The 26,813-nt window shown below is 73.8% G+C and carries 22 protein-coding genes; 11 read left to right on the forward strand and 11 right to left on the reverse strand.

Going from position 1 to position 26,813, the window contains the following annotated elements; all coding sequences use genetic code 11:
• The first annotated feature begins 244 nt into the window (after positions 1 to 244).
• The 3 genes from WMF39_RS20605 to WMF39_RS20615 are packed head-to-tail and all read left to right on the forward strand — an operon-like array spanning position 245 to position 2,798.
• Positions 245 to 1,252, forward strand: coding sequence for a hypothetical protein (locus tag WMF39_RS20605; protein ID WP_437747185.1), 1,008 nt, complete (start codon positions 245 to 247; stop codon positions 1,250 to 1,252).
• A gap of 20 nt (positions 1,253 to 1,272) precedes the next feature.
• Positions 1,273 to 2,055 carry an orotidine-5'-phosphate decarboxylase gene (gene pyrF / locus WMF39_RS20610; protein WP_437747186.1) on the forward strand — a complete coding sequence of 261 codons (783 nt, stop codon included), beginning with the start codon at positions 1,273 to 1,275 and terminating at the stop codon, positions 2,053 to 2,055.
• A complete protein-coding gene (locus WMF39_RS20615) occupies positions 2,052 to 2,798 on the forward strand; it encodes a TrmH family RNA methyltransferase (protein WP_437300742.1) in 747 nt (248 codons plus the stop codon). The genes pyrF and WMF39_RS20615 overlap by 4 nt, the downstream gene beginning before the upstream one ends.
• Before the next feature lie 476 nt (positions 2,799 to 3,274).
• Here the strand turns inward: WMF39_RS20615 and WMF39_RS20620 are convergent, their stop codons facing one another.
• Together WMF39_RS20620 and WMF39_RS20625 are read right to left on the reverse strand one after the other, a co-directional pair.
• Complete coding sequence (locus tag WMF39_RS20620; protein WP_437747187.1) at positions 3,275 to 4,447, reverse strand: cysteine desulfurase family protein; 1,173 nt, start codon at positions 4,445 to 4,447, stop codon at positions 3,275 to 3,277.
• The gene (locus WMF39_RS20625; protein ID WP_437747188.1) at positions 4,447 to 5,721 is read right to left on the reverse strand and encodes a hybrid sensor histidine kinase/response regulator; all 1,275 of its coding nucleotides are present in this window, start codon (positions 5,719 to 5,721) and stop codon (positions 4,447 to 4,449) included. The genes WMF39_RS20620 and WMF39_RS20625 overlap by 1 nt, the downstream gene beginning before the upstream one ends.
• Before the next feature lie 387 nt (positions 5,722 to 6,108).
• Between WMF39_RS20625 and lnt the strand changes: the two genes are divergently transcribed.
• On the forward strand, positions 6,109 to 7,824 hold the full coding sequence (gene lnt, locus WMF39_RS20630) for an apolipoprotein N-acyltransferase (RefSeq protein ID WP_437747189.1): 1,716 nt from the start codon (positions 6,109 to 6,111) through the stop codon (positions 7,822 to 7,824).
• A 196-nt stretch (positions 7,825 to 8,020) separates the two neighbouring features.
• Here the strand turns inward: lnt and WMF39_RS20635 are convergent, their stop codons facing one another.
• The 3 genes from WMF39_RS20635 to coaE form a co-directional block, all read right to left on the reverse strand.
• Entirely contained in the window at positions 8,021 to 8,671 is a 651-nt protein-coding gene (locus tag WMF39_RS20635) for a DUF72 domain-containing protein (RefSeq protein WP_437747190.1), read from the reverse strand.
• A gap of 118 nt (positions 8,672 to 8,789) precedes the next feature.
• Entirely contained in the window at positions 8,790 to 10,331 is a 1,542-nt protein-coding gene (locus tag WMF39_RS20640; RefSeq protein ID WP_437747191.1) for a ribonuclease H-like domain-containing protein, read from the reverse strand.
• 65 nt (positions 10,332 to 10,396) lie between these two features.
• Positions 10,397 to 11,047, reverse strand: a complete 651-nt coding sequence (coaE, locus tag WMF39_RS20645) for a dephospho-CoA kinase (RefSeq protein ID WP_437747192.1) — start codon at positions 11,045 to 11,047, stop codon at positions 10,397 to 10,399.
• Positions 11,048 to 11,344: 297 nt separating this feature from the next.
• On the opposite strand from coaE, the gene WMF39_RS20650 reads away from it, so the two are divergent.
• Positions 11,345 to 13,348 carry a putative bifunctional diguanylate cyclase/phosphodiesterase gene (locus tag WMF39_RS20650; protein WP_437747193.1) on the forward strand — a complete coding sequence of 668 codons (2,004 nt, stop codon included), beginning with the start codon at positions 11,345 to 11,347 and terminating at the stop codon, positions 13,346 to 13,348.
• A gap of 54 nt (positions 13,349 to 13,402) precedes the next feature.
• Here WMF39_RS20650 and WMF39_RS20655 read toward each other — a convergent pair whose 3' ends face one another.
• Positions 13,403 to 14,086, reverse strand: coding sequence for a cysteine hydrolase family protein (locus WMF39_RS20655; protein ID WP_437747194.1), 684 nt, complete (start codon positions 14,084 to 14,086; stop codon positions 13,403 to 13,405).
• Positions 14,087 to 14,152: 66 nt separating this feature from the next.
• A complete protein-coding gene (locus WMF39_RS20660) occupies positions 14,153 to 15,535 on the reverse strand; it encodes a nicotinate phosphoribosyltransferase (RefSeq protein WP_437747195.1) in 1,383 nt (460 codons plus the stop codon).
• 145 nt (positions 15,536 to 15,680) lie between these two features.
• On the opposite strand from WMF39_RS20660, the gene folD reads away from it, so the two are divergent.
• Both folD and WMF39_RS20670 read left to right on the forward strand, forming a co-directional pair.
• Positions 15,681 to 16,544 carry a bifunctional methylenetetrahydrofolate dehydrogenase/methenyltetrahydrofolate cyclohydrolase FolD gene (gene folD, locus WMF39_RS20665; protein WP_437747196.1) on the forward strand — a complete coding sequence of 288 codons (864 nt, stop codon included), beginning with the start codon at positions 15,681 to 15,683 and terminating at the stop codon, positions 16,542 to 16,544.
• Between the two features lie 2 nt (positions 16,545 to 16,546).
• Positions 16,547 to 17,299: a class I SAM-dependent methyltransferase gene (locus tag WMF39_RS20670; protein ID WP_437747197.1), complete on the forward strand. Its 753-nt coding sequence runs from the start codon at positions 16,547 to 16,549 to the stop codon at positions 17,297 to 17,299.
• 45 nt (positions 17,300 to 17,344) lie between these two features.
• Here the strand turns inward: WMF39_RS20670 and WMF39_RS20675 are convergent, their stop codons facing one another.
• Together WMF39_RS20675 and WMF39_RS20680 are read right to left on the reverse strand one after the other, a co-directional pair.
• Entirely contained in the window at positions 17,345 to 17,983 is a 639-nt protein-coding gene (locus WMF39_RS20675; RefSeq protein ID WP_437747198.1) for an ATP-binding cassette domain-containing protein, read from the reverse strand.
• Complete coding sequence (locus WMF39_RS20680) at positions 17,980 to 19,260, reverse strand: hypothetical protein (RefSeq protein WP_437747199.1); 1,281 nt, start codon at positions 19,258 to 19,260, stop codon at positions 17,980 to 17,982. Before WMF39_RS20680 ends, WMF39_RS20675 begins: the two co-directional genes overlap by 4 nt.
• Positions 19,261 to 19,502: 242 nt before the next feature.
• On the opposite strand from WMF39_RS20680, the gene WMF39_RS20685 reads away from it, so the two are divergent.
• A complete protein-coding gene (locus WMF39_RS20685; protein ID WP_437747200.1) occupies positions 19,503 to 20,597 on the forward strand; it encodes a DUF72 domain-containing protein in 1,095 nt (364 codons plus the stop codon).
• Positions 20,598 to 20,837: 240 nt separating this feature from the next.
• Positions 20,838 to 22,403: a phytoene desaturase family protein gene (locus WMF39_RS20690; protein ID WP_437747201.1), complete on the forward strand. Its 1,566-nt coding sequence runs from the start codon at positions 20,838 to 20,840 to the stop codon at positions 22,401 to 22,403.
• A 37-nt stretch (positions 22,404 to 22,440) separates the two neighbouring features.
• Here WMF39_RS20690 and WMF39_RS20695 read toward each other — a convergent pair whose 3' ends face one another.
• Positions 22,441 to 23,379 carry a sugar phosphate nucleotidyltransferase gene (locus WMF39_RS20695; RefSeq protein ID WP_437747202.1) on the reverse strand — a complete coding sequence of 313 codons (939 nt, stop codon included), beginning with the start codon at positions 23,377 to 23,379 and terminating at the stop codon, positions 22,441 to 22,443.
• An 86-nt stretch (positions 23,380 to 23,465) separates the two neighbouring features.
• Positions 23,466 to 25,016, reverse strand: a complete 1,551-nt coding sequence (locus tag WMF39_RS20700; protein ID WP_437747203.1) for a protein kinase domain-containing protein — start codon at positions 25,014 to 25,016, stop codon at positions 23,466 to 23,468.
• A gap of 137 nt (positions 25,017 to 25,153) precedes the next feature.
• Between WMF39_RS20700 and WMF39_RS20705 the strand changes: the two genes are divergently transcribed.
• Both WMF39_RS20705 and WMF39_RS20710 read left to right on the forward strand, forming a co-directional pair.
• Positions 25,154 to 25,843, forward strand: coding sequence for a hypothetical protein (locus tag WMF39_RS20705; protein ID WP_437747204.1), 690 nt, complete (start codon positions 25,154 to 25,156; stop codon positions 25,841 to 25,843).
• Between the two features lie 338 nt (positions 25,844 to 26,181).
• Complete coding sequence (locus WMF39_RS20710; protein WP_437747205.1) at positions 26,182 to 26,748, forward strand: hypothetical protein; 567 nt, start codon at positions 26,182 to 26,184, stop codon at positions 26,746 to 26,748.
• Positions 26,749 to 26,813 lie beyond the last annotated feature (65 nt).

Consider the following 26,813-nt stretch of genomic DNA (forward strand, 5'->3'; position numbering starts at 1 on the left):
CTACCGGAGAGCCACAGAGAATCCAACGGGGCCGTTGTGAGCGACGGGTGCCCGCCCTCGGGCGGCCCCTTCTTCCATCATGCCCTGGGCGCCCTCCGCGACGGACCAGTTCGTCCGGCGACGGCGCAGGCGCGCGCTGACAGCCGGGGGGAACGGAGGTGAACCAAGGAAGACCAAGGAGAACCGAGGGCACGCGAGCTGACCGAGGTGACCTCGGTGACCGAGGTGAACACGTGGAGGTGAGGTGGAAGGGACGAAGCGCAACGATTTCCGCTGGTACCTGCGGTGCACCACGGCGATACTCTGGCTGGCGGCTCCGCGGCGCCTCGACATCACGAGGGTCGTGGCGTTCGCGAATAATTGCGTCAAAGCCGCTCTGCGGGTCACAATCGTCCTGCTCGGTGGCCCTCCGAGGGCGACCTGCAGGTCCCCGCACCGCCCCTTGGTAGCCCAACCGCACGCGCTCGATCGAAGGAGCCACGAGGTCATGTCGGAACAGAAGGAAAGCTCGGTCCTGTTCTCGCTCAAGGAGCTGATGAACCTCGAGGAGGATCGCATCAAGAGCGAAGAGGCCCAGAAGGCCGCCGCCGCCGCCGCCGCCGAGAAGGCGCGCGTCGAGGCCGAGCGCGCCGCGCGCGATGCCGAGGAGCAGCGCATCCGCACCGAGGAGGAGCGCCGTCGCAACGAGGAGCGCCGGTCCCGCGAGGAGGCGGCGCGGCTCGAGGCGATCCGGCAGGCCGAGATCGAGAAGGCGCGCGTCGAGGCCGAGCAGAAGGCGCGGCTCGAGGCGATGGCCGCGCAGCAGCACCACGAGCGCTCGCTCGCGGCGCTGCAGCAGGACGAGTCGAAGAAGAAGCTGCGCAAGCTCCTCATCGGCGGCGCCATCGCGAGCGTGCTGGTGATCGGCATCGTCACGGTCGTCGCCGTCGACTCGGCGCAGAAGAACGAGGCGCGCATCCAGGCCGAGGCCGCGAGGGCCCGCGAGCTCGAGGAGGCGAACAAGCGCCTCGAGGCGCAGTTCAAGGAGTCCGAGGGCAAGATGGCCGGGCTGCGCGATCAGCTCGCGACCGCCAAGGACGAGGCGACGCGCCTTGCCCTGCAGAAGCAGCTCGAGGCCGAGCAGCAGAAGCAGGAGCAGCTGCGCCGCGGCGGCGGCGGACGCCCGGCCGCGGGCGGCGCGCCGGCGAGCGGCGGCGGCGCCAAGGCGCCCTGCAACTGTGCCCCTGGCGATCCGCTCTGCAGCTGCCTCTGACGCGGAACGGGGTCCCCTGAATGGCTAACCACAGCTCCGTCAGGCAGAGAACGAGCCTCGGCGGCGGCTCGCTCGACGAGGCGCGCCGCAGGCTCGTCTTCCCGCTCGACTACGCGAACCTCGACGAGGCCAGGGCGGCGGCGACCCGCATCGCCCCCTCGATCGGCGTGCTCAAGGTCGGCCTGGAGCTGTTCGTTCGCGAGGGGCCGAGGGCGGTCGAGATCGGCAAGTCGCTCGGGCTCGATGTCTTCCTCGATCTGAAGCTGCACGACATCCCCGAGACGGTGGCGCGGGCCGTGGCGAGCGCCGCCGCGCTCGGGGTCCGGTACCTGACGGTGCACGCCGCCGGCGGCGCCGAGATGCTGAGGCGCGCGGCCCACGAGGCGGCGCGCTCTCAGGACATGATCCTGCTCGCCGTCACCGTGCTCACGTCGCTCGACGACGGCGATCTCGCCGCGCAGGGCGTGCAGGGGAGCGCGTCCGAGCACGTGGTCCGGCTGGCGCAGCTCGCGCGCGGCGCCGGCGTCCACGGGTTCGTCGCCTCGCCGCACGAGGTCCCCGCGCTGCGGGAGGCGCTCGGGCGGGGCGAGCTCATCGTGACGCCGGGCATCCGCCTCGGTCCAGGCGCAGGCAGCACACAAGGCGATGATCAGAAGCGCATCGCCACGCCCTCGGCCGCGATCTCGGCCGGCGCAGATCTCCTCGTGGTCGGCCGCCCGATCCGCGACGCGGCCGATCCGCTCGCCACGGCGCGCTCGATCGTCCAGGAGATCGCGCACACGCTCCACCCTCCGCGCCCGTGAGCCGCCTCGTCTACGGTCTCCAGCCGGTTCGTGAGGCGATCCGCGCGCACGGAGCGCGCGTCGGATGGGTCCTCGTCCAGCGCGACGGCGGCCCGAAGCTCGACGCGCTCGCGCGCCTCGCGGAGGGCCAGGGCATCCCGACCGAGCGCGCGCCCCGCAACGAGCTCGATCGCCGCAGCGCCGGCGGGCGCCACCAGGGGGCCGTGGCCTCGGCGCCCGAGCTCCAGATCGTCGGTGTCGACGAGATCCCGGTCGTCGAGGAGGGCCAGCCCGGCGCCGGCACGATCACGGTGGCGCTCGACGGCGTCATGGACCCGCAGAACTTCGGCGCGGTGATCCGCAGCGCCGTCGCCCTGGGCGCCCGGGCCATCCTGTGGCCCGAGCACAGCTCGGCGCCGCTCACCCCGGCGACCTTCCGTGCGTCCGCGGGCGCGATCGAGCACGCGAGGCTGTGCCGCGTCCCCTCCTTGCCCGACGCCCTGGAGGCGCTCGCCGCCCGAGGCGTCGCCGCGATAGCGCTCGACGCCCAGGGTCCGGTGGAGCTCGGCGAGCTGCCCCTGACCGGCCCTGTCGCGATCGTCATCGGCGCCGAGGACAAGGGCACGCGCCGCTCGGTCCGCCGCGTCTGCCAGCACGTCGCCCGGCTCCCCATGACCGGCCCCATCGCCTCGCTGAACGCCTCGGTCGCAGGGGCGATCGCGCTCTACGAAGTCGTCCGGCAGCGCCGCGCATCGAGCGCGTAGCCGGACAGCGCGCTCGGCCTCTCGCGGCGCGCCTCCAGGTCCCGGTCACCAGCGCGCTCGCGCGCCGCGACGTGGCCTGGCAGCACCACCGCGCGTCGAGCGCGAGCTCATCCGAGAGCTGGCCTGGACGGCCCTCGATCGATGCGTCCGGAGCCGGCGTGATCGCGCGCCGCGAGGTCGCCGGGCGGCGCCGCAGGCCGACTCCTTACATCAAGAAAATTGACAACAAATTCGAATGGATACAACCAGAACCTGAAGCGAAGTCGAGCAGCTCGTCGAACGCTGAACAGGCTCACAGCAAGACGACCGATTCGATCCATTCAATGGATCGACCTAAAGAATCCACAGCCCCCTCGAAAAGCTCAATCGCTACGAAGAGATACCCCTGTGGACTCACCCTTCTCTGCGCGCTTATCCGGAATGGCTCGAGGGATGGTTCAAGAATCGACGGGTTCCCGGTAAGCGACGGGATCGGCTCAGCTTCCGGCTCGAAGCGATCGCAGGCGGGAGAGCACGCGGGCCACGCGGCGCGTGGCCTCGATGAGGTCGGCCTCGGCCGTGTCCTCGCCGATCGAGAAGCGCACGGCGGACGCCGCGCGCTCTGGCCCGAGCATCGCCGTGAGGACCGGGGAAGGCTCGGCGGTCCCGGCGCTGCAGGCCGATCCGCTGGACACGGCGACGCCCTCCAGGTCGAGCGCGGCGCAGAGCTCGTCGCCGCGCCAGCCGGGCCAGGAGAGGTTCGTGATGTGGGGGGCGCGGCCGCCGTCCCCGTTGCGGATCGGCGCGGCGCCGGCCGCGCGCCCGATCTCGACGAGCTCGGCCTCGAGGCGATCGCGGAGCGGGGCGAGCGCTGCGTAGCGGGCAGGACCACCGATCGCGCGCCGGGCGGCCACGGCGAAGCCGGCCGCGGCGAGCGGGTCCTGCGTCCCGGGCCGCAACCCGCGCTCCTGGGCGCCTCCGAGCAGGACGGGCCGGAGCCGGATGCCCGGCCGGACGGCGAGGGCGCCGATCCCCTTCGGCCCGCGGATCTTGTGGGCCGCGATCGACGCGAGATCCGCCCCGGCCCACGCCTCCGGCGGGAGGCGTCCCACCGCCTGGACGGCGTCCACATGGAGGCGCGCCCCGCGGGCGTGGACGATCGCCGCCGCCTCGGCGATCGGCTGGACGACCCCCGTCTCGTGGTTCACCGCCTGGAGGCTCACGAGCCGCACGGGCGCGACGGCCGCCGCTCGATCCACGGCGGCCGCGATCGCCTCCGGCGCGACCCGGCCGGACGGCTCGGGATCGATCCACGCGACGTGCACGCCGCGTCCGGAGAGCGCCTCGGCGGCGCGGGTCACCGACGGGTGCTCGATCCGCGAGACGACGAGCGACCCGGATCGCTCGTCGAACGCGTGGCAGAGCGCGAGGTTGTTGGCCTCGGTGCCGCCCGAGGTGAGGATCACGTCACGCGCGTCGAAGCCCGTCAGCCGGGCGACCGCCTCCCGCGCCTGCTCGATGAACGCGCGCGCCCGACGCCCGGGTTCGTGGACGCTCGCAGGGTTGGCCCAGGCCACCTCCGCCGCGGACTGCATCGCCGCCAGGACCTCGGGGTGCGGCGGCGTCGTGGCGTTCCAGTCGAGGTAGATGGCGCGAGCGGCCGGGTGCATCAGATGGACGATGAGGGATCGGTGGGAGGCGACGAGGGCGGGCCGAGCCGACCGGGGGAGCTGCCATCGTCCTGGAAGGGCGCTCGCCGGGCGACCGTCAGGTAGAACGCGGCCCCGGTCAGCGTCTCCCCCTCGATGACCTCGTTGCTGGGAGACGCGACGCGCACGTCGCCGCCGAGCCCCCGGGCGGTGCGCCGCGCGATCGCGAGCCCGACGCCGACGCCGCCGTAGGCGCGCGTGGCCGAGCCGTCGACCTGGTAGAACGGCTCGAAGATGCGCGACTGGCGGTCCGCCTTGACCCCAGGCCCGGTGTCGGCGACGCAGAGCTCGTAGTGCCCCGACTGGAGCACGGTGACCCGCACGCCCGCGGTGCCGCCGGCCGGCGTGAACTTCGCCGCGTTCTCGAACAGCTGGATCATCGCCCGTTGCAGGCGGCCTGCGTCGCCCCACGCGGGGAGCGGGCCGCGCGGCAGCTCCTCGACGAGCTGGACCTTCCCCTCGGCGAAGCGGTCGGCGACCTGGGCGAGGGCGCGCCGCGTGGTGTCGAGGAAGTCGTACTCGGAGTGCATGAAGCGCATCCGGCCCGTCTCGATGCCGGTGACGTCGAGGAGGTTGTCGATGAGCGAGCGGAGCCTGCGGACGCAGTCCTCCATCGCGAGGAGCGCCTTTTTCTGCGCCTTGTTGAGCGGGCCGAGCTCCTCGTCGGCGAGCAGCTTCACGTACCCGACGATCGGGGTCATCGGGGTCGCGAGCTCGTGGGAGATGTTGCGGTAGAACTCGGTGCGCGCGGCGTCGAGCTCGCGGAGCCGGGCGTTGGCGCGCGAGAGCTCGGCCACCTTCTGCTCCAGGTGGGCGACGATGCGCTGGCTCTGCTCGCGCAGCCGGAGCGGCCCCTGGGACGCGGGGAGCTCCTCGCGCGCGCCGCTGAGGTAGCGGGCGATGATCGACGGGAAGGAGCGCGCGTCGATCGGCTTCTGGAGGAAGCCGTCACAGCCGACGGCGAGGCTCGTGTCCCGGTCGCCCTCCGCGGTGATCGCCACGATGGGGACGCCGGCGAGCGACGCCTCGCCGCGCAGGCGCAGGGTGACCTCGAATCCATCGAGGCCCGGGATGTTCAGGTCGACGAGGACGAGGTCGGGGTGCTGCGTACAGGCGAGACGTACCCCTTCGAGCCCGTCGGCGGCCTCTAGGACCTCGTAGCCCGCGTTCTGGAGCAGCTTGCGGACGAGCAGGCGGTTCGCGGGATCGTCCTCGATGTGAAGGATCTTCGACATGGGCTCTGCGTGCGCATAGTAGTCGCGATCGTGGGGGTTCAGGCACGTTCTGCGCGAACTTCCACCGCCTGGCCAGGCTGCGCGGGCGCGCGCAGCGCCGGGGCCGTCCGCTCGGAGCGCTCGTTTGCGGTGCGGGTTGCCAGGCTCGCGCCGAGCGGGTTGCCAGGCTCGCGCCCAGCGGGTTGCCAGGCTCGCGCCGAGCGGGTTGCCAGGCTCGCGCCCAGCGGGTTGCCAGGCTCGCGCCCAGCGGGTTGCCAGGCTCGCGCCGAGCGGGTTGACGGAGCGACAGCGTCCCTTCAATACGGGGGCCGCCATGCTCGGCCCTTCCAGGTTCCATCGCGCCGCCGTCACGACGGCGCGCTGCCTTCCCTTCCCCGGGCGCTCCCGATGACGACCGCGCACCAGCAAGAGAGCGAGGCTGCCGTCGCAGACACCGGGGGTGGAGAGACCGCCAGCCTCCCGCTGCCGGACGCGCCGCGCAGCGCGGGCGACCCCCCGGCGAGCGCGGGAAGAGCAGCGCGCGCGCTGCCCGCGCGCCTCGCCTATGCGCTCGCGGCCCTCAGCGGGCTCTTCTACTTCCTCGGGTTTCCTGGGATGGATCTCTGGCCGATCTCGTTCTTCGGCCTCGTCCCCCTGATCGTCGCGCTGCGCGGACAGACGCCCAGGCGCGCGGCGCTGCTCGGCTGGATCGCCGGCTTCGTCATGACGATGACCGGCTTCTACTGGCTGCTCGAGATGCTGCGCGTGTTCAGCGGATTCCCCACGATCCTCTGCGCGCTCTTCATGGCCATCCTCTGCGGCTACCAGGCCGGGAGGATCGCCCTGTGCGGCTGGCTCTACGGGCGGGCCGAGGCGCGCGGATGGCCAGGCTCGGTGGCCTTCGCGCTCGCGTTCGTGACGAGCGAGCTCGTCTTTCCGCTGCTCTTCCCCTGGTACTACGGCGCCTCGGTCCACAACGCGCCGGTGATGGGCCAGGTCGCGGATCTCGGCGGCCCCTACCTCGTCGGCCTGGTGCTGGTCGCCGCGAACCTCGCGCTCGCCGAGCTCGTGATGCTCCGGCTGGATCGCGCGCGCCCCGCGCCGGGCGAAGCCGGCCGCGACGCCGCCCCGCCGCGACGCGGTCGCCCGCTGAACCGCGCGGTCGTCGCGGTGGGGATCGCCGCCCCCGCCCTCGCCGCCGTGTATGGCGTCCTCCGGATCCGCGCCGTGGACGCGGCCGTCGCCGCGGCCGAGCCGATCAAGATCGGGATCGTCCAGCCGAACCTCGCGCTCTTCGACCGGCGGAACGCGCTCAAGATCCACGTGAGCCGGACCCGGGAGCTCGCGCAGCAGGGCGCGGAGCTCGTCGTGTGGAGCGAGGCGGGCGTGCCGCAAGCGTTCCGCGAGTCGGCCTACCAGCGCGAGGTCCAGCGGTCGCTCACGGGCCGCCTCGGCGTCCCCACGGTGGTCGGCACGGTCATCCACCGGCTGCCGGCCGACCGGAACGAGCGCGGCGTGAGCTTCAACACCGCGCTCATGGCCGGCAAGGACGGCGAGATCCTCGGTCGATACGACAAGCAGTACCTGCTCGCGTTCGGCGAGTACCTCCCGTTCGGCGAGCTGGTCCCGTACCTCTACAAGCTGTCGCCGAACTCGGGCCGCTTCAGCCCCGGCACGTCGCTCGCTCCGCTCGAGTGGGACGGCCACAGGCTCGCGACGATGATCTGCTACGAGGACATCCTGCCGCACTTCGTGAACAAGCTGGTCGCCCAGGGCGACCCCGACCTCCTCGTCAACCTCACGAACGACGCCTGGTTCGGCGACTCGACGGAGCCGTGGATCCACCTCGCGCTCGCGAAGATGCGCTCGATCGAGCACCGCCGCTACCTCGTGCGCGCGACGAACAGCGGCGTCTCCGCGATCGTCGACCCGGTCGGGCGGGTCGTCGCGCACAGCGACACGTTCAAGGAGCAGTCGCTCCTCGGCGAGGCCCGGTTCATGCGCGCGCAGACCGTCTACGGGACCGTGAAGGACATCCCCTGGTACGTCGCCGCGGTCGCGAGCGCCGCCATGGCGCTGTTCACGCGGCCGAAGCGCTGGCGGCTCCGGCGCGGCGAAGGCTGAGCCGCCCGCGCATTCGCGTGGCACACGCCGACGCCGGCCGCGCGCAGCGCGGCGGACGCTCGAGCGACCCAAGAGCGGGGGTCACCCGCTTCGGAGACGGGCCCAGATCGGCGTTTTCTGCGCGGAAGCGTACTCACGTACGCTGAGCACAGAAAACGTCGAGATGGGCCCGTCTCCGAAGCGGGTGACCCCCGCTCTAGAGCTTCATCGCCTTTTTGAAGCGCTTCGCGTCGGCGAACATGTCGACGTTCGTGAACACGTACGTCGCGTCGTCGTGCTTCGCGCCGCGCGCGATCTCCGCGAGCCGCTCGATCGCCGGATCCTCGTAGCGCGACTTGTGCCCCGCGGGACCGTGCAGGCGGTAGTAGGCCACCTTCAGCCGCGAGAGCCCCGCGTTCAGCGGATCGCGCGCGGCGAGCGCGCCGACCTCCTGGGTGAGCTCGTCGCACTCGTCCAGATCCCACCCGGGCGGAGGCTCGAAGACGACGCGCTCGAAGCGCTTCTTCACGTTGACGAGGAAGTCGCGCAGGATGGCCTTGTTCGCGCGCGTCGGCGTGAACTCCGGGGGGCCGACGAAGACGGCGAGCTTCGCCTCGAGCTCATCCGCGACCGCCTCGATGCTCTTGAGCGCCGTCTCGATGACCTTGCCGTCCCGAAACCCCTCCTGCCCTATCTCGCGCGGACCGAGCAGGGCGAAGCGAAAGCCGCCTGGAGCTTCGCGCCGCCAGCGCCGGATCGTTCCAGGTCCCGGGAGGGACACATGGGTCTCCTGCACCTCCACGAACATGAACTCGCGGAAATAGCGCGTCGCTGGGACGGGAAAACCGGCGCAGCCGACGGTAATCATCGTCCCCACCCTAGCCCACGCGCGCGCTGGCGAGAAGCCAGACCGATGGATTTCTCGATCGGCTCGCCTGGGCGCCCAAACGATGACGCGGGGGCGCGAGGACGTAGTGGATGCCCGCTCACTCCTCCCTCCCCCTCGCGTCCCCCTCGCGCTGCGGCGCCGCTGGCTCGGAGCACGGGCGCGCAGGAGCGCCGTCGACCGCACCCGCGCCAGCGCCAGCGGCTTGCCCGAACGGCAGCGCGAGCGCTGCGGCGCTGCGATCGACCTTGCGCTGCAGGCGGGCCCGGCGGCGGGCCTGCGCGGGCTCGGGCTCCGCGGTGCCCTGGTCGGCCAGCTCGAGGGCGCGGGCGAAGGAGCGCACGTGGTGCTCGTAGAGCTTCGCGAGCTCGAGGCGCACCGAGGGATCGTCGAGCTCGGCCGCGAGGGCCTCGTAGTCCGCGAGCGCCCGCGCCTTGTCCCCGCGCGCCTTGGCGATGTCGCCGCGCGCCCGCCGCGCGACCGCGCCGCCGCCGCGCTCGACGGCCGCGTCCGCGAGCTCGGCCGCGCGCTCGAGCGCGCCCGCCCGCCGCAGCGTCGCGGCCGCCCCGGCGAGATCGCCGGCGGCGAGGCTGCCGAGCGGCTCGCCGTAGAGGCCGACCAGCGCGACCATCGCGAGGACGTCGGCGGCGTTGTGCTCGACGACGCCGAGCAGCGCCTCCTCGTCGCCGGTGCGCAGGAAGTGGGCGTAGCACGCGACGATCTCGCCGCCGGGCACGTCGCCGACGCGCACCCGGCCGAGCACGTCGTGCTCGAGGGCGATGAGGGTGCGGCTCTTCAGGCGGGCCTTGTGGATGCGGCGCGCGACGTGGACGAGATCGAGGTGCGGCAGCTCCGGCGGCGGCGGCAGGCGGTTCATCACGTAGCGCGTGCGCAGGAGCGGCATGTCGAACGCCTTGCCGTTGTACGTGACGATCATCGAGGCGTCGGCGAGGCGCTCGGCGAGGCGGCGCAGGATGGGCTCCTCCTCGCCGAGGCGGCGCAGGAGGAGCTGCTCCATGACGAAGCCGTCGGACGGAGGCTCGCCGAGCGGCCCCGCGCTGTCCGCCCCGGGGTCGAACCAGGCGAGGCCGATCAGGAACGGCACGGTGCCCGTGCCACCTGCGAGGCCCGTGGTCTCCGTATCGAGGAACAGCGCCCGCCGCACGTCGCAGCCGGCGAGCGCCGGATCGAGCGAGAGGAGCGCGAGCATGGCCGGGTCGGCGTCGCGCGCGGCGACGAGCGGCGCGCGGCCGACGCGGGCCGCCGCGAGCGAGCGGGTGCGGCTCGCATAGAGCGGCCCCCCGGGCGTCTGCTCGATATGGAAGGGGAGCTCGCCGCGCGCGGGATCGGCCCTGGGGGTCGGCGGCGCGCCCCGGGCGACGATGCGGGAGATGCGCTCGCGCAGATCATCGAGCGACGGTCGAGCAACGCCCGTCGAGGGCGATGCAGACGCCGCGGCCGGCGCCGCGTCGGTCGGAGCCGGCGCCGCGGCCGCCAGTGCGGGAGGAGCTTCGGAGGGGCCGACGCCGTCCACGGCGGGACCGCGATCGAGCGACGCCTGCGCGACAGCGAGCGGCGCAGCGCCGCGCCGCTCCGCCGGGAGCGGTCCGAGCCGCGCGAGCTTCGATTTGAACGACGTCATCGGCCGGTCGCGAGGTTTCCACGCCGGGCACTGCGCATCAAGTCAGTGATCCAGCGGATGCCGCGTCAGGGATCCTGGCCCGATTTCTGGCGCGCGGCGCTGGGACCGACGCCGAGCTTCGCCCGGATCGAGGCGAGCACCTCGTCGGCTTGCCGCTCGGTCGCGGCGCGATCGCCGGAGTTCTCGATGACGTAGTCGGCCATCGCGACCTTGCTGGCGAGCGGGAGCTGCGCGGCGAGCCGGGCGCGCACGTGGTGTTCGGTCGCGCCGTCCCGCGCCATCGCGCGGGCGATCTGGACCGCCTCGGGCGCAGCGACCACGACGAGCGGGCGGAACGCATCGGCGACCCCGTTCTCGACGAGGAGCGCCGCCTCGTAGCAGGCCAGCGGCTCACCCTGAGCCTGGAGCTCGGCGGCGCGCTCCAGCGTGAGCGCAGTGATGCGCGGGTGCACGATCGCGTTCAGCTGGCGGCGCTTGTCCGGATCGGCGAACACCACCGCTGCGACACGCGCGCGATCGAGCGAGCCGTCCGGCGAGACCACCTCCGGGCCCAAGGCGCGCACCACCTCGTCGAGCCCCTCGGTACCCTTCGCCACCACCTCGCGGGCGAGCGCGTCGGCGTCGATGACCGGAAGCCCCCGCGCGCGAAAATGAGCCGCCACCGTGCTCTTGCCGGATCCCAGACCGCCGGTGAGCCCGAACAGGACGATCCCCATGGCCGCCTCAGCCCCCTCCCTGGAGCGACCGGCACGCCTCTCCGCTGCCTGATCTCGACCCAGCATCACAACGCATCGCGTCAAAACCTACCTTTGTCGCCCCTGCGGTCGAGCGCGGCCGGCGTCGGAAGAAGGTGCGACCTGCGCCGGCGCCCACGTCTGCCCGGAGCGCCTGCCCGCCTCGTGACCACCACGACCCGAGCCTACCTCGAAGGGGGGTCTGCGACCGTCGAGTTTCCTCGCCGTCGGCGCTTAAGAAGTCCGCTTCTCCGGGAATGCAACTACCATAACGGGGTGGTGGCAAAGATCGATGACCGGCCGGAGTCGAGCCTGCACGCCGCGTTCGATCGCTCGGACGCGCACCGCGGCTCGCCGGACAAGCAGCTCGCGTCGTGGCTGTCCGAGCTCGACGTCGGCGTGATCGAAGTCGACGCCGAGCAGCGCGTGGTGCGCGTCAACGGGGCAGCGGAGCGGCTGACCGGCTGGTCGATCGTCGAGGCGCGCGGCGCGCTGCTCGATCGCGTGCTCCGGCTGATCCCGGCGGCGGGGACGACGAGCGGAGATCCGGACATCGACGTCGGAGAGATGACGGAGCTGTTCGACGAGGGCGCGCCGGCGAAGGCCGCCGCGCCGCCCGCGCTCACGCCGCGGCGCGAGCCGGTGGCGCCGCTCGCGCCGGTGATCATCGACGAGGGCGCGCTGCGCACGCCGGGCGCGCCGCTCGCCGCGCCCGAGGCAGCTGCGGCGAGTAGACCGACGTCCGCGCGGTACACCGCGCTGCTCGAGCGCCGCGACGGCTCGGTCATCCCCGTCGTCCACACGATCGGCACGCTCACGGGGCGGCCCACGCGCGAGAGCCAGCGCGACTCGAGGCCGCCGCCCGCCCCCGGGCAGCTCATCCTCTTCCGCGAGCTCGGCGCGCCGGGGCCCTTGCCGATCCACCCGGCCAAGCCCCGCTACGACGCGCTGACGCGGCTCCTCGATCGGTACGCGATCATCGATCGCATCGAGGAGGCGCTGAACGACTGCCGGGCGAACAACACGCCGTACGCGCTCTGCTACATCGATCTGGATCGCTTCCGGCTCGTGAACGCCACGTGCGGGCACGAGGCGGGCGACGATCTGCTCCAGTGGGTCGCGACGCGCGTGCACGAGATCGTCGGCCCGAAGGACGCGGCCGGGCGGATCGGCGGCGACGAGTTCGTCCTCTTGCTCGCGGACAAGAGCGAGCGGGAAGCGGAGCGGATCGCGCGCGACCTGCAGATCTGCCTGCTCGAGTTCCGGTTCGGGTGGGCGGAGAAGACGTTCTCGATCGGCGCGAGCATCGGGCTCGTCGTGCTGACCCCGCACTTCGAGCGGGCCGTCGACGTGCTCGGCGCCGCCGATCACGCGTGCCGCATCGCGAAGGAGAACGGGCGCGGGAGGCTGCAGGTCTACCTCGACGACCAGCAGATGACGACGAGCCGGCGCTCGATGCAGTGGGTCGCGAGCCTGCAGCGCCACCTCGCCGAGGGGCGGCTCCGGCTCTACTCGCAGGGCATCCACCCGCTCATCAAGCCGGGCGCGGCGCACACGCCCCACGGCGCGCACTTCGAGGTGCTCGTGCGGCAGCTCGGCGAGGACGGCCGGTTCTATTCGCCGGTCGGCATCATCCAGGCGGCGGAGCAGAGCGGCCTGATCCACGTGATCGATCGCTACGTCGCGCGCCAGGCGTTCCGGCTCATCGGCGCGCTGCCGCAGCACGCGCTGAGGCGCCTCGACACGTGCTCGATCAACCTGTCGGGCGTGTCGCTGCTGCGCGAGGGCCTGCTCGACTTCATCGTCGAGCAGCTGCACCGGGCGCAGGTGCCGCCGAGCAAGATCTGCTTCGAGATCACCGAGACGGCGGCGCTCGCCAACCTCGGCGAGGTGCTGTGGTTCATGCAGGAGCTCGGCGCCATGGGGTGCCGGTTCGCGATCGACGACTTCGGCAGCGGGCACGCGTCGTACGGCTACCTGGAGAGCCTGCCGGTCGACTACGTCAAGATCGACGGCATGTTCGTGCGCGATCTGAAGGACAACTCGCTCCACCGCGCGATCGTGGAGTCGGTGCACCGCATCGGCGACACGCTCGGCATCAAGACCGTCGCCGAGCAGGTGGAGAACCAGGAGATCGCCGATCTGCTCACGTCGATGGGCATCCACTACGCGCAGGGGTGGCACTTCGACAAGCCGCAGCCGCTCGTGGACCTCTGCGGGTCGCTGCGCGCCCAGGGCGAGCCGAGCATCCCGGACGCGACCGGCTCGCCGGAAGGCCGCTGACGCGATCGCGGCGGGAGCCCGGCCGCGCTCGCCGCGCGATCCGCTGGATCCTCCCTAGAAAAGAAGCGCTGACGACGTCGTGAGCGTGACGCCGGCGGCCTGCATCTCGGCGAGCGCGGCGGCGACCCCGGCCTCGGTGATGCCGGCGACGGCGTCGGTCAGGAGCACCGTGCTGTAGCCGCGCTGGGCGAGGCCGAGGGCTGCGGCGCGGACGCAGTAGTCGGTCGCCACGCCGTAGACCACGAGCTCCGGCGCGTCGCCGAGCGCCGCGGCGAGCTCGCGCAGGAACGCCTCGGCGAGCGGGTTCGCGAAGAGGCTGTAGACCTCCTTCTCGAAGTAGACGGCGTGGCTCCTGCGCGCCGCGAGCTCGCGCACCGCCGCGTCGATCGGCGCGCGCTCCACGTTGGGGAGGAAGCGGTAGCGCGGCGGCAGCGTCCCCTCGACCTTCAGCCAGCCCGGCGTCCCCTTCACGCAGTGGTCGGGGAAGCCCGGCTTGCCGCCCTCGGGGGCCGGCGTGTCGTTCGACGCGAACTCCCACGCGTCCCACGCGTGCGAGTCGACCGAGCCGACGATGGGGATCCCGTGCGCGACGGCGTGCTCGGTGAGCCTCCGAAACAGCGCGTTCGGCGAGCCCTTCACGTACAGCGCGCCGGTCTCCTCACAGAAGTCCCGCTGGACGTCGACGTCGACGAACACCCTCGGGGGCGAAGATTGTCGGGGCCATTTACCGCTCGCCATGTCGTCGTCTCCTGTCGTGGGGGGCGCGCGGCCTCTCGCGGCCGCGCACGCCAGGGGGCTCGCTCGCTACCGCTGTCCTGCGCCAGAGACGACGCGGGCGCGCACCGCCTCCACGAGCGCGCCGAGCCGCGGCGACACGTCGGCCGCGAAGGGCGCGCCCTGCTCGGGCTCGTCGTCGATGGAGAGGAGCGCGTCCGGGAGCCCGGCGAGCTGCGCGCGCGCGCGCAGCCGGACGGCGTCGAGCCCCTCGGGCGGCGCGACCCGGGCGCCTCGCGCCATCACGGGCACGAGCAGCGGCTCGGCGTCGGGGCTCATCGGCTCGGCCTCGAGCGAGATCACGTCGCGGGCGAGCTTCCCCGATCGATCGCGGAAGCGGTGCACCTGGTGCGCGCCGGGCAGGGTCGCCTTCCCTTCCGAGAACTTCGCGATGGGCGTGCGCTCTCCGCCCGCGCCCCGCTCGACGTCGCCGATCTCCACGAGCTTGTAGACGCCGCCCAGCGCCGGGGCGTCGATCGACGTCACGAGGTCCGTCCCGACGCCGTAGAGATCGATCGGCGCCCCGGCGCGCCGGAGCTCGGCGATGCGGTGCTCGTTCAGATCGCCCGAGGCGACGATCTTCGCCGACGTGCAGCCTGCGTCGTCGAGGATCCTGCGCACGGCCACGCTGAGCGCGGCGAGGTCGCCGGAGTCGAGCCGGACCCCCTTCAGCTTGTCGCGCGCGATCGCCGCGGCGCGCGCCGCGCCGACGAGCGTGTCGTAGGTGTCGACGAGCAGGATCGCCGCGCTCGGGAAGACGGCGACGTAGGCCTCGAACGCGGCCTGCTCCGTCGGGTGAGCCATGGTCCACATGTGCGCGGCCGTCCCGAGCACAGGGATGCCGAAGCGCATCCCGGCCTCGACGTTGGAGGTGCCGACACAGCCGACCGCGTACGCGGCCCGCGCAGCGTCGATCGCCGCCTCCGGGTGTGCCCTGCGGCTGCCGAACTCGATGACCCCCGCGTCGCCGGCGGCCAGGACGACGCGCGCGGCCTTCGATGCGATCGCGGTAGCGTGGTTGATGGCGGACAGGGCGAACGTCTCGATGAGCTGCGCCTCGATGAGCGGCGCCGTGACGCGCAGGACCGGCTCGTTCGCGAAGAACGCGGTCCCCTCGGGGATGGCCCAGACGTCGCCGTGGAAGCGGAAGTCCCGCAGGTAGCCGCAGAACGCCGGCGTCATCGCGTCCGCGAGGGCGGGCAGCGCGCTCAGGTAGGCGATCTGCTCCTCGGTGAAGCGGAGCTCCTCGAGGTAGCGCATGACCCGCGCGAGGCCCATCGCGACAAGGAAGCGCCGGTGCCGGGGCAGCCGCCGCACGAAGAGCTCGCACGTCGCGACGCGCGAGGCCATGCCGCGGTGGAAATAGCCCGCCGCCATGGTCAGCTGGTAGAGATCGGTGTGCAGCGCGTCCACAGATCATGGCTAGAGACGCTGGACGTACGGGTCAACCGGAAGATCGCGTGGCGTGAGGCGGTGTGCCGGCCATCCTCACGATCGCTCCCCGGGCCGCCGCGGGCAGCCCCCCGCGACGGCCGCGGCTGGACTAAGCTCCGCGGCCATGGCGGCGAAGATCCTGGACGGCAAGGCGATCGCGCAGAAGGTCCGCGACGAGGTGCGGGAGGGGGTGGCGCGCTTCGTGGCCGCCCACGGTCGGCCCCCCGGCCTCGAGGTGGTGCTCGTCGGTGAGGACCCGGCCAGCGTGACGCACACGCGGAGCAAGGAGCGGATGTCGAACGAGGTCGGCATTCGAGGACGGCTCCGCGCGCTCCCGGCCGCGACGACCGAGGCCGAGCTGCTCGCCTGCGTCGCGGAGCTCGACGCGGACGACACCGTCGACGGGATCCTCGTCCAGCTGCCGCTGCCGGCGCACATCCGCGCGCACGCCGTGCTCGACGCCATCGATCCCGCGAAGGACGTCGACGGCCTCCACCCGGTGAACGCAGGGCTGCTCGCGATGGGCCGCCCGGGCGGCATCGCGCCGTGCACGCCGGTCGGCTGCATGCGCCTGCTCGCCGAGGCGGGCGTCGAGCTCGCCGGCGCCCGCGCGGTGGTGGTGGGGCGGAGCAACCTCGTCGGCAGGCCGATGGCGCAGCTGCTGCTCGCGCGGCACGCGACGGTCGCGATCGCCCACACGCGCACGCGCGATCTGAAGGCGCTCTGCCGCGAGGCCGACGTCCTCGTGGCGGCGGCGGGCAAGGCGAAGCTCATCGGCGGCGACTGGATCAAGGAAGGGGCCACGGTGATCGACGTCGGCATGAACCGCGACGACGCGGGCAAGCTGGTGGGCGACGTCGATTTCGACGCCGTCAGGGAGCGGGCCGCCTGGATCACGCCGGTGCCCGGCGGCGTCGGCCCCATGACGATCGCCTCGCTGCTCGAGACGACGCTGCGCGCCGCGGAAGCGCGCGTCGCGAAGCGGTAGCGATGGCCGTGACGAGGGGGCTCGCGCCCGCGCCGCACCCCGACGCCGACGCGGAGGACGCCTCCGCCGCCGAGCGCGCCGCGGCGTTCGTCGCGCGCGAGACGGCCGTCGCCTGCCCGCCGTTCGTCCCCGAGGTCAAGCTCCACCTGGCGACCGAGGTCACGCCGCTCTGGCACGCGACCGAGGCGGCGCTCACGCGCGCGGGCGTGCCGCCGCCGTACTGGGCGTTCGCGTGGGCGGGCGGGCAGGCGCTCGCGCGGTACCTCCTCGATCATCCCGCGACGGTCTCGGGCAAGCGCGTCCTCGACCTCGCCTCCGGCGGCGGAGTCGTCGCGATCGCCGCGGTGCTCGCCGGCGCCGCGCGCGTGAGCGCCGCCGACATCGATCCGTTCGCCGCGGCGGCGCTCCGGCTGAACGCGGGCCTGAACGGCGTCACCGTCGACGTGATCACCGAGGACCTCACGGCGAGCACCGCGACGGCCGCGTGGGACGTCATCGTGGCGGGCGACGTCTGCTACGAGCGCGCGATGGTCGACCGCGTGCTCCCGTGGCTGCGCCGAGAGGCCGCGCGCGCCACCGCGGCGATCGTCGGCGATCCCGGGCGCGCCTATTGCCCCTCGGAGGCGGTCGAGGAGCTCGCGCGGTACCAGGTCCCCACGTCGCTCGACCTCGAAGGCCGCGAGCAGCGCGAGACGCGGGTGCTGCGGCTGCTGCCGCGCCGTTCGGGCCGCGAGGGGAGGCAGCCCGGCCGGTAGGCGGCGTCCGGAGGCGCGGCGCCTCACGGGCCGAGGCGCCGCCTACTACTCCGCGCCGAGCCGTCCTCCGTTCAGCCGGCGCACGTGCCCCCCGGTCGCCGCCGCGAAGGCCGCGTCGTTCGTCGTGAGGAGCGTCGCCTTCCCCTCCGCGCGGCGCTGCTCGATGAGCTCCAGCACCGTGCGCGCCCCCTCGGCGTCCAGCCCGTTGGTCGGCTCGTCGATCACGAGCAGCCAAGGATCGCCCACCAGCGCCGCGAGAACGAGCGCGCGCTTGCGCTGACCGAACGACAGGCCGGAGAGCCGCCGTCGGTAGAAGGCGGCCGCGCCGAGCCGCTCGATCCACGCGCGCCACGCGCCGTCGAGCGGCGGCGCCTGCTTGAGCGCGCGCACGAGGGCGCAGAGCTCCGCGACCTGGAGATCGGGCAGCGCCTCGGTCGCGTCGGGCGCGTAGCCGAGCCGGCGCCGCGCCGAGGCCGCGGCGCCGTGGACGGCCTCCCCCGAGAGCGTCACGGCGCCGCGATCGGGCTCCAGCAACCCGACGACGACCCGCAGCAAGGTCGATTTGCCGGCGCCGTTTTCGCCCATCACGACCGCCACCTCCGAAGGTCCGCAGCGGAGTTCGACGCCCGAGAGCACGTCCCTGCCCGAGAGCCGCTTGTGGATCCCCATCGCCTCCAGCGTCACAGCGCCCTCCCCTCTCCTGCCGCCGCGCCGCGCCCGCGCCCCGGCGAGAGCCAGCGCGCGCCGGCGGGCCCCGCGAGCAGCGCGGCCGCCGGAGCGAAGGCCGCGAGCGCGAGATCACCCAGCGTCCACGCGGCCGCGATCGACGCCGCGATCGCCGCGAGCACCGAGAGCAGCACCCGGCTGCTGTCGCGGCCGTCCTGCCGCACGGACCACCGGACGCAGCCGAGCGCGATCGCGGCGAGGAGCAGCCCCGCGAGCCCCGCGCCACCGACCAGGCGCAACGTCACCGAGGGGGCCGCGCCGGTGAGCGCGCCGACCACCGCGCCGTGCCCGAGCGCGAGCGCGACGAGCGGCGCGGCCACCGCCGCGGCGACGGCGCCCGCGCGGAGCCGGGCCGCCGCGCCGCACGCGTCGAGGAGCCACGCGAGCCGCCGCTCCTCGCGCAGGACCGGACCGGAGAGGCCAGCGCCCGCGCAGAGCACGACCGGCGCGAGCGCGACGAGCGACGCCGCGGCGAGCGACCCGCCGCCGAACCGCCCGCTGTTCCGGGCCCAGGCCGCCGCGGCGAGCGCGCCGATCGCCGCGAGCGCGAGGCCCCGCACGAGGACCGCGCGGTGGCCACGGACGAGCGCCGCCAGGTAGGCGAGCGCGAGCGCGACCAGCGCAGGCGCCGCCGATGGAATCATCGAGCGCTCGCGGCCGGCGGGGATCTCTGGCGCGCGGGCGACGGCCGCGCGCAGCCCGACGGCCAGCGCGGGCGCGGCGCACGCGAGCAGCACCGACGCCGGGGCCCCGAGCGCGATGGCGCCCACGAGCAGCGCGAGGGCCGAGAGCTCGCGCGCGCCGCGCGGACGGGCGAGGAGCATGCAGCGCGCCGCGAGCGCCGCGGCGCCGGCGGCGCAGCCGGCGAGCGCGCCGGCGCCGACCGCCCAGAGCGCCACCCACGGGAGCTCGGCGACGGCGAGGAGCAGCGCGTGAGCCGAGAGCAGCTCGCGGCGCGGGACCGGCAGCGCGCGGAGAAAGAACGTCGCCGGAGCGCGGAGCAGCGCGCGCGCCGCCGGCGTCCCGACGAGCAACCACGCCCCCCACAGCGCGACCCGGAACAGGGGCGACTCACCCGCGAGGCCCGTGAGCTGCGAGGGGTGCATCCCGTTGCCGCCGAACACGACCGCCGCGACGAGGCCCATGCCCATGTACAGCGGCATGGCGCGCGCGAAGGCGTCCTTCCCGGCCGTCGAGACCAGGACGCGCACGACGAGGGCGAAGCGGCGCAGCACGTCACGTGCTTGTACCCCACGGCGGGCCGGATGCTCCCCATCGGAAGCGCATGACGGGGCCGCTCCACGAGCCGATCGCGGCGAGGGAGCGGATCCCCTCGCCGCGACGGTGTCCTGTTGCGATGGATCCGGACCGGAAGCGGCGGCCGCGCCGCCCCCCTACCGCGCTGGCCAGCGCGACGGTCGTCCCCGCCCGCGTGGCCGGTGTCGCGGAGCGCGCCGGAAGCAGTAGACTCGACCGGGTGAGCCGCTCCCCTGGGCGCCGTGGCCCCAACCCATCGCAGCTCTCGCTGTTCGGTGCAGCGCCGGAGCCCGCCGCTGCCGAGGCGGCGCGCGAGCGCGACGCGATGGCGGCGGTCTACGACGACGCCGCCCGCCTGGCGGCGCGGCTGCCGCCGGGGCTCCACCTCGGCACGAGCTCGTGGAGCTTCCCCGGCTGGCAGGGCCTCGTCTACGCCGCGCGGCAGAGCACGGAGGAGCTCGCGCGCGATGGCCTCGCCGAGTACGCCCGGCACCCGCTGCTCACGACGGTCGGAATCGACCGCAGCTTCTACGCCCCCGTCCCCGACAGCGACTTCCGCCGTTACGGAGCGCAGCTGCCGGACGGCTTCCGCTGCGTATCGAAGGCGCTGCACGCCGTCGTGTCCCAGACGCTGGAGCGATCGCAGACCCCGCCTAACGAGGACGAGGGGCGCGGCGCGGGCCCCGCTCGCCTCGAGCCGAACCCGGATTTCCTCTCGGTGCCGCTCTTCCTCTCGCGCGTCGCCGCGCCGCTGCTCACGGTGTTCCGGGCGCACGCGGGGCCGGTGCTGCTCGAGCTGCCCCCGGTCGGCCCGCCCCACCGGCTCCCGCCGGCCGCGTTCTTCGAGCGGCTCGACGCGTTCCTCGGCGCGCTGCCGCGCGAGCTCTCCTGCGCGGTCGAGCTCAGGGAGCGCGCCTATTTCACCGGCGAGTACCGGGAGATCCTTGGCGCGCGCGGCGTCGCCCACGCCTACAGCTACTGGCGCAACATGCCGTCTCCCGGGGCCCAGGCCGATGTGGTGCCCGTCTCGAACGCCCCGTTCGCGGTCGTCCGGCTCTCGCTCAAGCCCGGTCGCCGCTACGAGGCGGAGAAGCGCCGGTTCCACCCGTTCAACCGGGTGGTCGAGCCGGATCCCGAGATGCGCGCGGAGGTCGCGCGGATCCTCTGCGAGGCCGCGGCGCTGCGCATCGAGAGCTTCACGCTCGTGAACAACAAGGCCGAGGGCTCGGCGCCCCTGACCGTGCGCGCCATCGCCGAGGAGGTCGCCGCAGCGTGGCGCGAGCCCACGGCGCCCACGACGACCGCCGGCGGGTGAGCCCGACCAGGGCAGGACGGAGCGGGCCGGCGCGACGCGCGCGCCAGCGCCGCGGAGAGGACAGGCTGGAAAGGGTCGCCGTGCGGGCAGCCTCGGGGCCGCGCGGCGCGCCCCTCCCCGCCACCGCGCGCGAAAAGGGCTCTCCTCGCCGTACCATTCGTGCAACACCTCGTGCGCCATGGCCCGAGCGCCGGCGCGCCGGCCGCGGCAGAGGACGCGCACAGCGCTTGGAGGTGCCCAGTGAAACGCAGTGAAGCTCCGGCCCGCGCCGATGTGGTCATCGTCGGCGCCGGCCACAACGGTCTCGTCGCCGCCGTCCTCCTCGCCCGCCGCGGGCTCGACGTGGTGGTGCTCGAGGAGAAGGACGCGGTCGGCGGCGCGGTGAAGACCGAGCACCCCTTCCAGAAGGCGCCGGGCCTCGGCGTCTCGAGCGGCGCCTACCTGCTCGGGCTCGCCCCCCCCGAGCTGCTCCGCGAGGTCGGCGTCGCCCTCCCCCTCCGGCGGCGCGATCCGCACTATTTCCTCCCGACCACGGACCGGCGCTACCTGCTCTTCGGCTCGGACCAGGCCGCGATGAAGCGGCAGTTCCTTGAGTTCTTCTCCCAGGACGACTGGGACGCGAACAGCGCGCTCCAGGCCGAGCTCGCCGCGCTCCGGGACGACATCGCCCCGACGTGGCTCGCGGAGCCGCTCTCCATCGAGGAGACGGCGGAGCGTTACGTGCGGCCCGCCCTCCGGCAGACGTTCGTGGCGCTCTGCCGGGGCACGATCTCCGACTACCTCGCGCGGTTCGGCTGGAAGAGCGATCTCCTCAAGGCGATGTACGCCGTGACCGACGCCTTCTCGGGGCTCGCGGGCGGCTTCGAGTCGCCCGGCACCGGCATGAACTTCCTCATCCACAACATGTGCCGCCTCCCCGGCGCGGACGGGACCTGGATGATCGTCGAGGGCGGCATGGGCACGATCTCCCGCCTCTTCGCCGAGAAGGCGAGGGCCGAGGGCGCGACGATCGTCACCGGCGCGCGCGTCGCGCGGATCGAGGCGTCCGGGGGCGCCGTCTCCGGCGTGCTCCTCGAGGACGGCACGCGCATCGCCGCGAAGGTGGTCGTCTCGAACGCCGATCCGTACCGCACCCGCGCGCTCGCCGGCGAGGCGGCGATCGGGGCCTCGCTCTCGGCGCGGCTCGACGCGCTCGCGAAGGACGGCTCGACGCTCAAGGTCAACATGGCGCTGACCGGCCTGCCCACGTTCACGTGCCTCCCGGAGGATCGCGGGCAGTTCGGGCCGACCATCCACCTTCTGCCCGACGAGGACGTCGTGATGGACACGCTGCGGCAGGCCCACCGCGACGCGATGAGCGGGCGCCTCCCGGAGTTCCCCGCGATCGAGTGGTACTTCCACACGCCGATCGACCCGAGCCTGCGCGACGCGGAGGGCCACCACAACGCGGCGCTCTTCGTGCAGTGGGTGCCCTACGCGCTCGCGGGCGGCGAGACGTGGGACGAGGCCGCGCCGCGCTACGTGAAGCACCTCCTCTCGATCTGCGATCGCTTCGCGCCTGGGATGAGCGACCTCGTGCTGGAGACGTTCACGCTGGCGCCGCCGGACATCGAGCGGCACTTCGGGATCACGAAGGGGCACATCCACCACATCGACAACAGCTTCGGCTTCGCCGATCGCGTACCTTACCGGTTCGGGCTCGCCGGGCTCTACTCGTGCAGCGCGGGGACGCACCCGGCCGGGTCGGTCATCGGCGCGGCTGGGCACAACGCAGCGAAGGCCGCGCTCGCCGACCTCGGCAAGTGAGACGTGCGCCGGCGGTCAGGCCGCCGCGCCGGCGCCGTCACGCCGCCGCGCGCGCAACCGTCCCCTTCGCCGTCACCACCGCGCGCTCGAGCGGGGCGCCGGCGCCGAGGACCACCTGCGCGCCCGGCCAGACCACACACCCGCGCGCCGCGCCCGCCCCCTCGACCCGCGCCCCCGCCCCGACGACGCTGCCCGCCACGTCCACGCCTTCGGCGACGGACGCCCCCGGGCCGATGTAGCTCCGCAAGCCGCGCTGCGAGAGCCAGCGCGCGCTCGCCGCCAGGTACGCGGCCAGCGTTCCGATGTCGTGCCACACGGCGGGCGCCGCGAACGTCGCGAGCGAGCGCCCCTCGCGCAGCCACGGCAGGTACACGTCCCCCACCATGCACCCGCGCGGCGGCAGCCTTCGCCGGAGCGCCCCGCCGACCACGTGCACGCCCACGAAATCGCCGCCCGCGACCTCGTCACCGAAGCGCTCGCCGCGGAGCCGCACCACCTCGCCCCGCGCGCCGACGCCGACCGTCCCCTCCCCGGCCGGCCGCGGCGCGACAGCGAGCGTCGCGCCCGCGCCGTGATGGCCGTGCGCCGCCGAGAGCGCCGCCACGTCGAGATCGATCAGGATGTCGCCGTTCCAGAGGACCACGTCGCCCTCGCCGAGCGCGCCCGCCGCGTTCGCAAGGCCCCCGGCGGTGCCGAGGGGCTCCGGCTCGTGCAGGACCTCGACGGGCACCGGGAACGCCGCGAGCAGATCGCGCGAGAATCGCTCCGCGAGGTGGGACTTGTTCACCGCGACGCGAACGACGCCGCCCGCGGCGAGCCGCTCGGCGATGTGCGCGATGAGCGGCCGATCGCCGAGCCACAGGAGCGGCTTCGGCATCTCGTCCGTGAGCGGGCGGAGCCGGGTCCCGAGCCCCGCCGCGAGGATCATGGCAGAGGCCATGGCCGCGAGGATCGCCCCTTCACGGGGAACGTTCAAGAAATCGAGGTCGCCACGGCGCGACCGCGCAGCCGCGCGACGGCGCCAGCGGAGATCGCGGCCATCGGCCCGATCCCTCGTTCAGCTCACTCCCCCCGCTCGGGCAGCCCCCGCGCCGCGCGCTCGAGCAGCTCGTGCCCCGTCGCGTCCCCCTCCTCGATGTGCGCGACACCGATGCGGAGGGTCATCCGGAAGGGCGTCGTGGCCGCTCGCCGGAAGCGGTGCTGGCGCACCTTCTCGCCGAGCACCTTCGCGAACGCGGACGCCCGCGTCCGGCCGATCCCGGGGCAGACGATCGCGAGGGTGTCGCGGCGGTAGCGCCCGAGCAGCCCGCCTTCCGGCACGTAGATCCTGACGATGCGCGCGAGATCGCCGAGGATGCGATCGACCCCGGCTCGGCCCTGCGTCTCCTCGATGCCCTGGAGCCCCTCCACGCTGAGCAGCAGCAGCGAGAGCCTCCTCGTCCGCTGCTCCCTGGCGCGCTGCACCTCCTTCTTCAGGAAGGCCCGGAGCCGCTCCTCGTGGACGACCGCGGCGAGGTCCTCGTCGCGCTGGCGTGACTCGCCGGCCTTGGGCCCTGGTTCCGGAGGCTTTGGCCCGGGGTCCGACGGCGAGCTGGCGCGCCGGTCGTCGGCGGCGCGCCGGTCGTCCGCGTCGACCCCGCGGGTCTCGACCCCGCGGCGGGACGACGGCGGCGGGTTCGTGGGCCGCTCGGGCGGGGGCGGCGTCGACGGGGCGGGCGCGCCGAGCGCCTCCGCCATCAGCGTGACGGCCGCCGTGGCGCGCTCGAAGCGGTCCTTCGGGTCGATCGCGGTCGCCTGCTGGAACCACGCGTCGAAGGCGGGCGGCAGCCGGATGCTGCTGCGGCGCCGCGCGGCGCGGGCGCTCGGAGGCTCGGGCAACCCCGCCACCATCCGCTGGAGGAGCGCGTAGACCGACGGCAGGACGTTGGCCTCGGTCAGCCAGTACGGGCTGCCCACGAGCAGCGCGAAGGCGACATGCGCGAGCGCATGGATGTCGGTCTTCGGCCCGACGGCGACGTCGCCGCGGATCTGCTCGGGCGCCATGTAGAGGGGCGTCCCGACCATTGCCGTGCGGTCCGCCATGCTGCGGTGCGCCACGACCTTCGCCAGCCCAAAATCAAGGACCTTCACGCAAGGGGAGCCGTCGTCCCGCCTCGTCAGGAAGAGGTTTGCCGGCTTGAGGTCCCGGTGGACGATGGCGGCCGCGTGCATCTTGTCGAGCGCGCGCGCGACCTGGCCCAGGTAGAGCACCACCTCGGCCGGCGGCAGCGGGCCGCGGCGAGCCGACAGGCTCGCGAGCTCCTCACCCTGGAGCAGGTCCATGACGAGGAACGGCATCCCCGAGTCGGCGTCGATGCCGGCATCGGAGATGTGAACGATGTGGTCGCTCTCGATCCCGCCCGTGATCTTGGCTTCCTGGGCGAACCGGGCGCGCTGGGCCGGGTCCTGGATGGAGCCGGGGAGCATCACCTTGAGCGCTCGGCGGCGGTCCGTGACCACGTCCACGACCTCGTACACCGCCCCCATCCCGCCCGTCTTGATGGGGCGCACGACGCGGTACCGCCCATGGAAAGGCGTGTCGGGTCGGAGCTGCGCGAGGCTCGGCGGATCCATAGGGTGATCGCGGCCCTGGGAGCATAGATCGGACCGGGCCTTGTCCGGTCGCCGTTCGCGCCCCCCGAGGTGGGGTGGGCAGCTGGTGTGTGCCGGAAAACTCGACGCCTCCGGCGGCCGCGTGGTAGCTCCGCCGGGTGGGTTTCTCTGCGCTCGCCGTCCTCTCCGCCGCGAGGCGGAGCTCCGCGCCCTGGGCCGCGGCCGCGTTGCTCGGCCTCGGCGCCGTGACCCTCATCACAGCGCCGAGCTGCGGCAACGACGCTGTGGGCGTCGACGCCTGCCGGCGGATCGAGCAGGCCCGGTGCGAGGCGGCCGCCGTGTGCCCGGAGTGGATCGGCTCCGGGGACGCCGAAGAGCGGGTGAACACCTGCGTCGAGTTCTACTGGGACCAGTGCCTGCACGGCTTCGAGAGCGGCGCCGGCGGCGGCCAGACCGTGGCAGAGCCGACGACCCTCCAGGTCGATGCCTGCGTTGCCGCCGTCGGCGAGGCGCGCGCCTGCGCCAGCGCCAAGGTCGCGTCCATGGCGGAGTGCTCTGCGGCGCCGCTCGCCGCGGGCGTGGACCGCGCGATCACCCCCTGCAAGGTGATCACCGCGCAGGCGGAGGCGCTCGAGGCCTGCGCGTTCGTCGCCGCCCCGAACAGCGGCGGCGCCGGCAGCGGCAGCTCTGGCAACGCGGGCAGCGGCGGCTCCGGCGGCGGCAGCGCGGGCAACGGCGGCGGCAGCGATGGCTCCGGCGGCGGCAGCGGCGGCTCCGGCGGCAGCAGCGCGGGCAGCGGTGGCTCCGGCGGCGGCAACGGCGGCTCCGGCGGCTCCGGCGGGTCCTAATACAGCTGCGGAAGGAGCCTGCGCTGACGCGATGAGCGGCGACAGCGTGCCCGCGGCGCTCCATCGACGTGAAGAGGCGTTGCGGGGTCGGTTCCCGTAGAGAGCGGGCGCCCGCAGCTTCCGCGAGCTCATCACCGCCTCGCGAGCGCGAGCGGCGCATCGGGCAGCTCGCCCGCGAGCGCCGCCTCCGCCGGCGCCTCCTCTCGCGGGCTTCGCTCGGCCGCGCGCCGTGCCCGGCGCCGCGCCCGCGCAGCTGGGCCGCGTTTCATGTGGCGCCGTTCCCCGGCTTGGACTAGTGCCCCCTGCCGATGGGCCGAGCTCGAGCTGGTTTCGGAACGTTGTTCGCTGCGGATCACGCGCGCGGGCGCTCCCCGCGACTCCGGGCCGGACGGTGCGCCCTGGCGCTCGCCGTCCTCGCGCTCACGGCCTGCGCCGACGGGTCCAACGGCGACGACGACGTGCAGCTCGGGACGTCGATGACCATCGACCCGCTCGCCTTCCTGGGCGACGTCCAGTGCTCGGGTTCGGACGAGCTGGAAGCCATCCGCAGCTACGTCGCCACGCTCACCGACAACAGCGCGGAGGGCGGGCCGTCCCCCCTCGCCTCGTCGCCGCCAATCTCCTGTGCGTGGAGCGTGTCGTTCACCTCCGTCGTCGAGGGGCACGAGTACACGGTCAGGATCGACGGCTACGGGGGGGAGTTCGCCGATGAGCTCACGCCCAAAGGTGGCGAGACCTCCGGAAACCCCGAAATGCTGCTCCCCAACGGTGACAAGGCCGACCCGATCTGGACGTGGGAGTGCCCCGACCCCGACGCCCCGGACGGCGCCGGCTCGATCGTGGCGGAGAAGGACGTAGAAATCGTCGTCCGGACGTGCGCCAAGCCCACCCGCGTCGAGCCTTGACCCTTCCGGCGCCCCCGGTGTGTCGCCTCATGCTCCCACCGCGCCGTCCAGCTCCCCCGCCCAGG

Source organism: Sorangium sp. So ce1504 (assembly GCF_051521635.1).
Classification (GTDB): domain Bacteria; phylum Myxococcota_A; class Polyangia; order Polyangiales; family Polyangiaceae; genus Sorangium; species Sorangium cellulosum_B.

Coding starts and splice junctions, on each gene's coding strand:
- lnt (WP_437747189.1), top strand. CDS start 6,109: ATGACGACCGCGCACCAGCAAGAGAGCGAGGCTGCCGTCGCAGACACC.
- pyrF (WP_437747186.1), top strand. CDS start 1,273: ATGGCTAACCACAGCTCCGTCAGGCAGAGAACGAGCCTCGGCGGCGGC.
- WMF39_RS20620 (WP_437747187.1), bottom strand. CDS start 4,447: ATGCACCCGGCCGCTCGCGCCATCTACCTCGACTGGAACGCCACGACG.
- WMF39_RS20635 (WP_437747190.1), bottom strand. CDS start 8,671: ATGATTACCGTCGGCTGCGCCGGTTTTCCCGTCCCAGCGACGCGCTAT.
- WMF39_RS20655 (WP_437747194.1), bottom strand. CDS start 14,086: ATGGCGAGCGGTAAATGGCCCCGACAATCTTCGCCCCCGAGGGTGTTC.
- WMF39_RS20640 (WP_437747191.1), bottom strand. CDS start 10,331: ATGACGTCGTTCAAATCGAAGCTCGCGCGGCTCGGACCGCTCCCGGCG.
- WMF39_RS20625 (WP_437747188.1), bottom strand. CDS start 5,721: ATGTCGAAGATCCTTCACATCGAGGACGATCCCGCGAACCGCCTGCTC.
- WMF39_RS20670 (WP_437747197.1), top strand. CDS start 16,547: ATGGCCGTGACGAGGGGGCTCGCGCCCGCGCCGCACCCCGACGCCGAC.
- coaE (WP_437747192.1), bottom strand. CDS start 11,047: ATGGGGATCGTCCTGTTCGGGCTCACCGGCGGTCTGGGATCCGGCAAG.
- WMF39_RS20700 (WP_437747203.1), bottom strand. CDS start 25,016: ATGGATCCGCCGAGCCTCGCGCAGCTCCGACCCGACACGCCTTTCCAT.
- folD (WP_437747196.1), top strand. CDS start 15,681: ATGGCGGCGAAGATCCTGGACGGCAAGGCGATCGCGCAGAAGGTCCGC.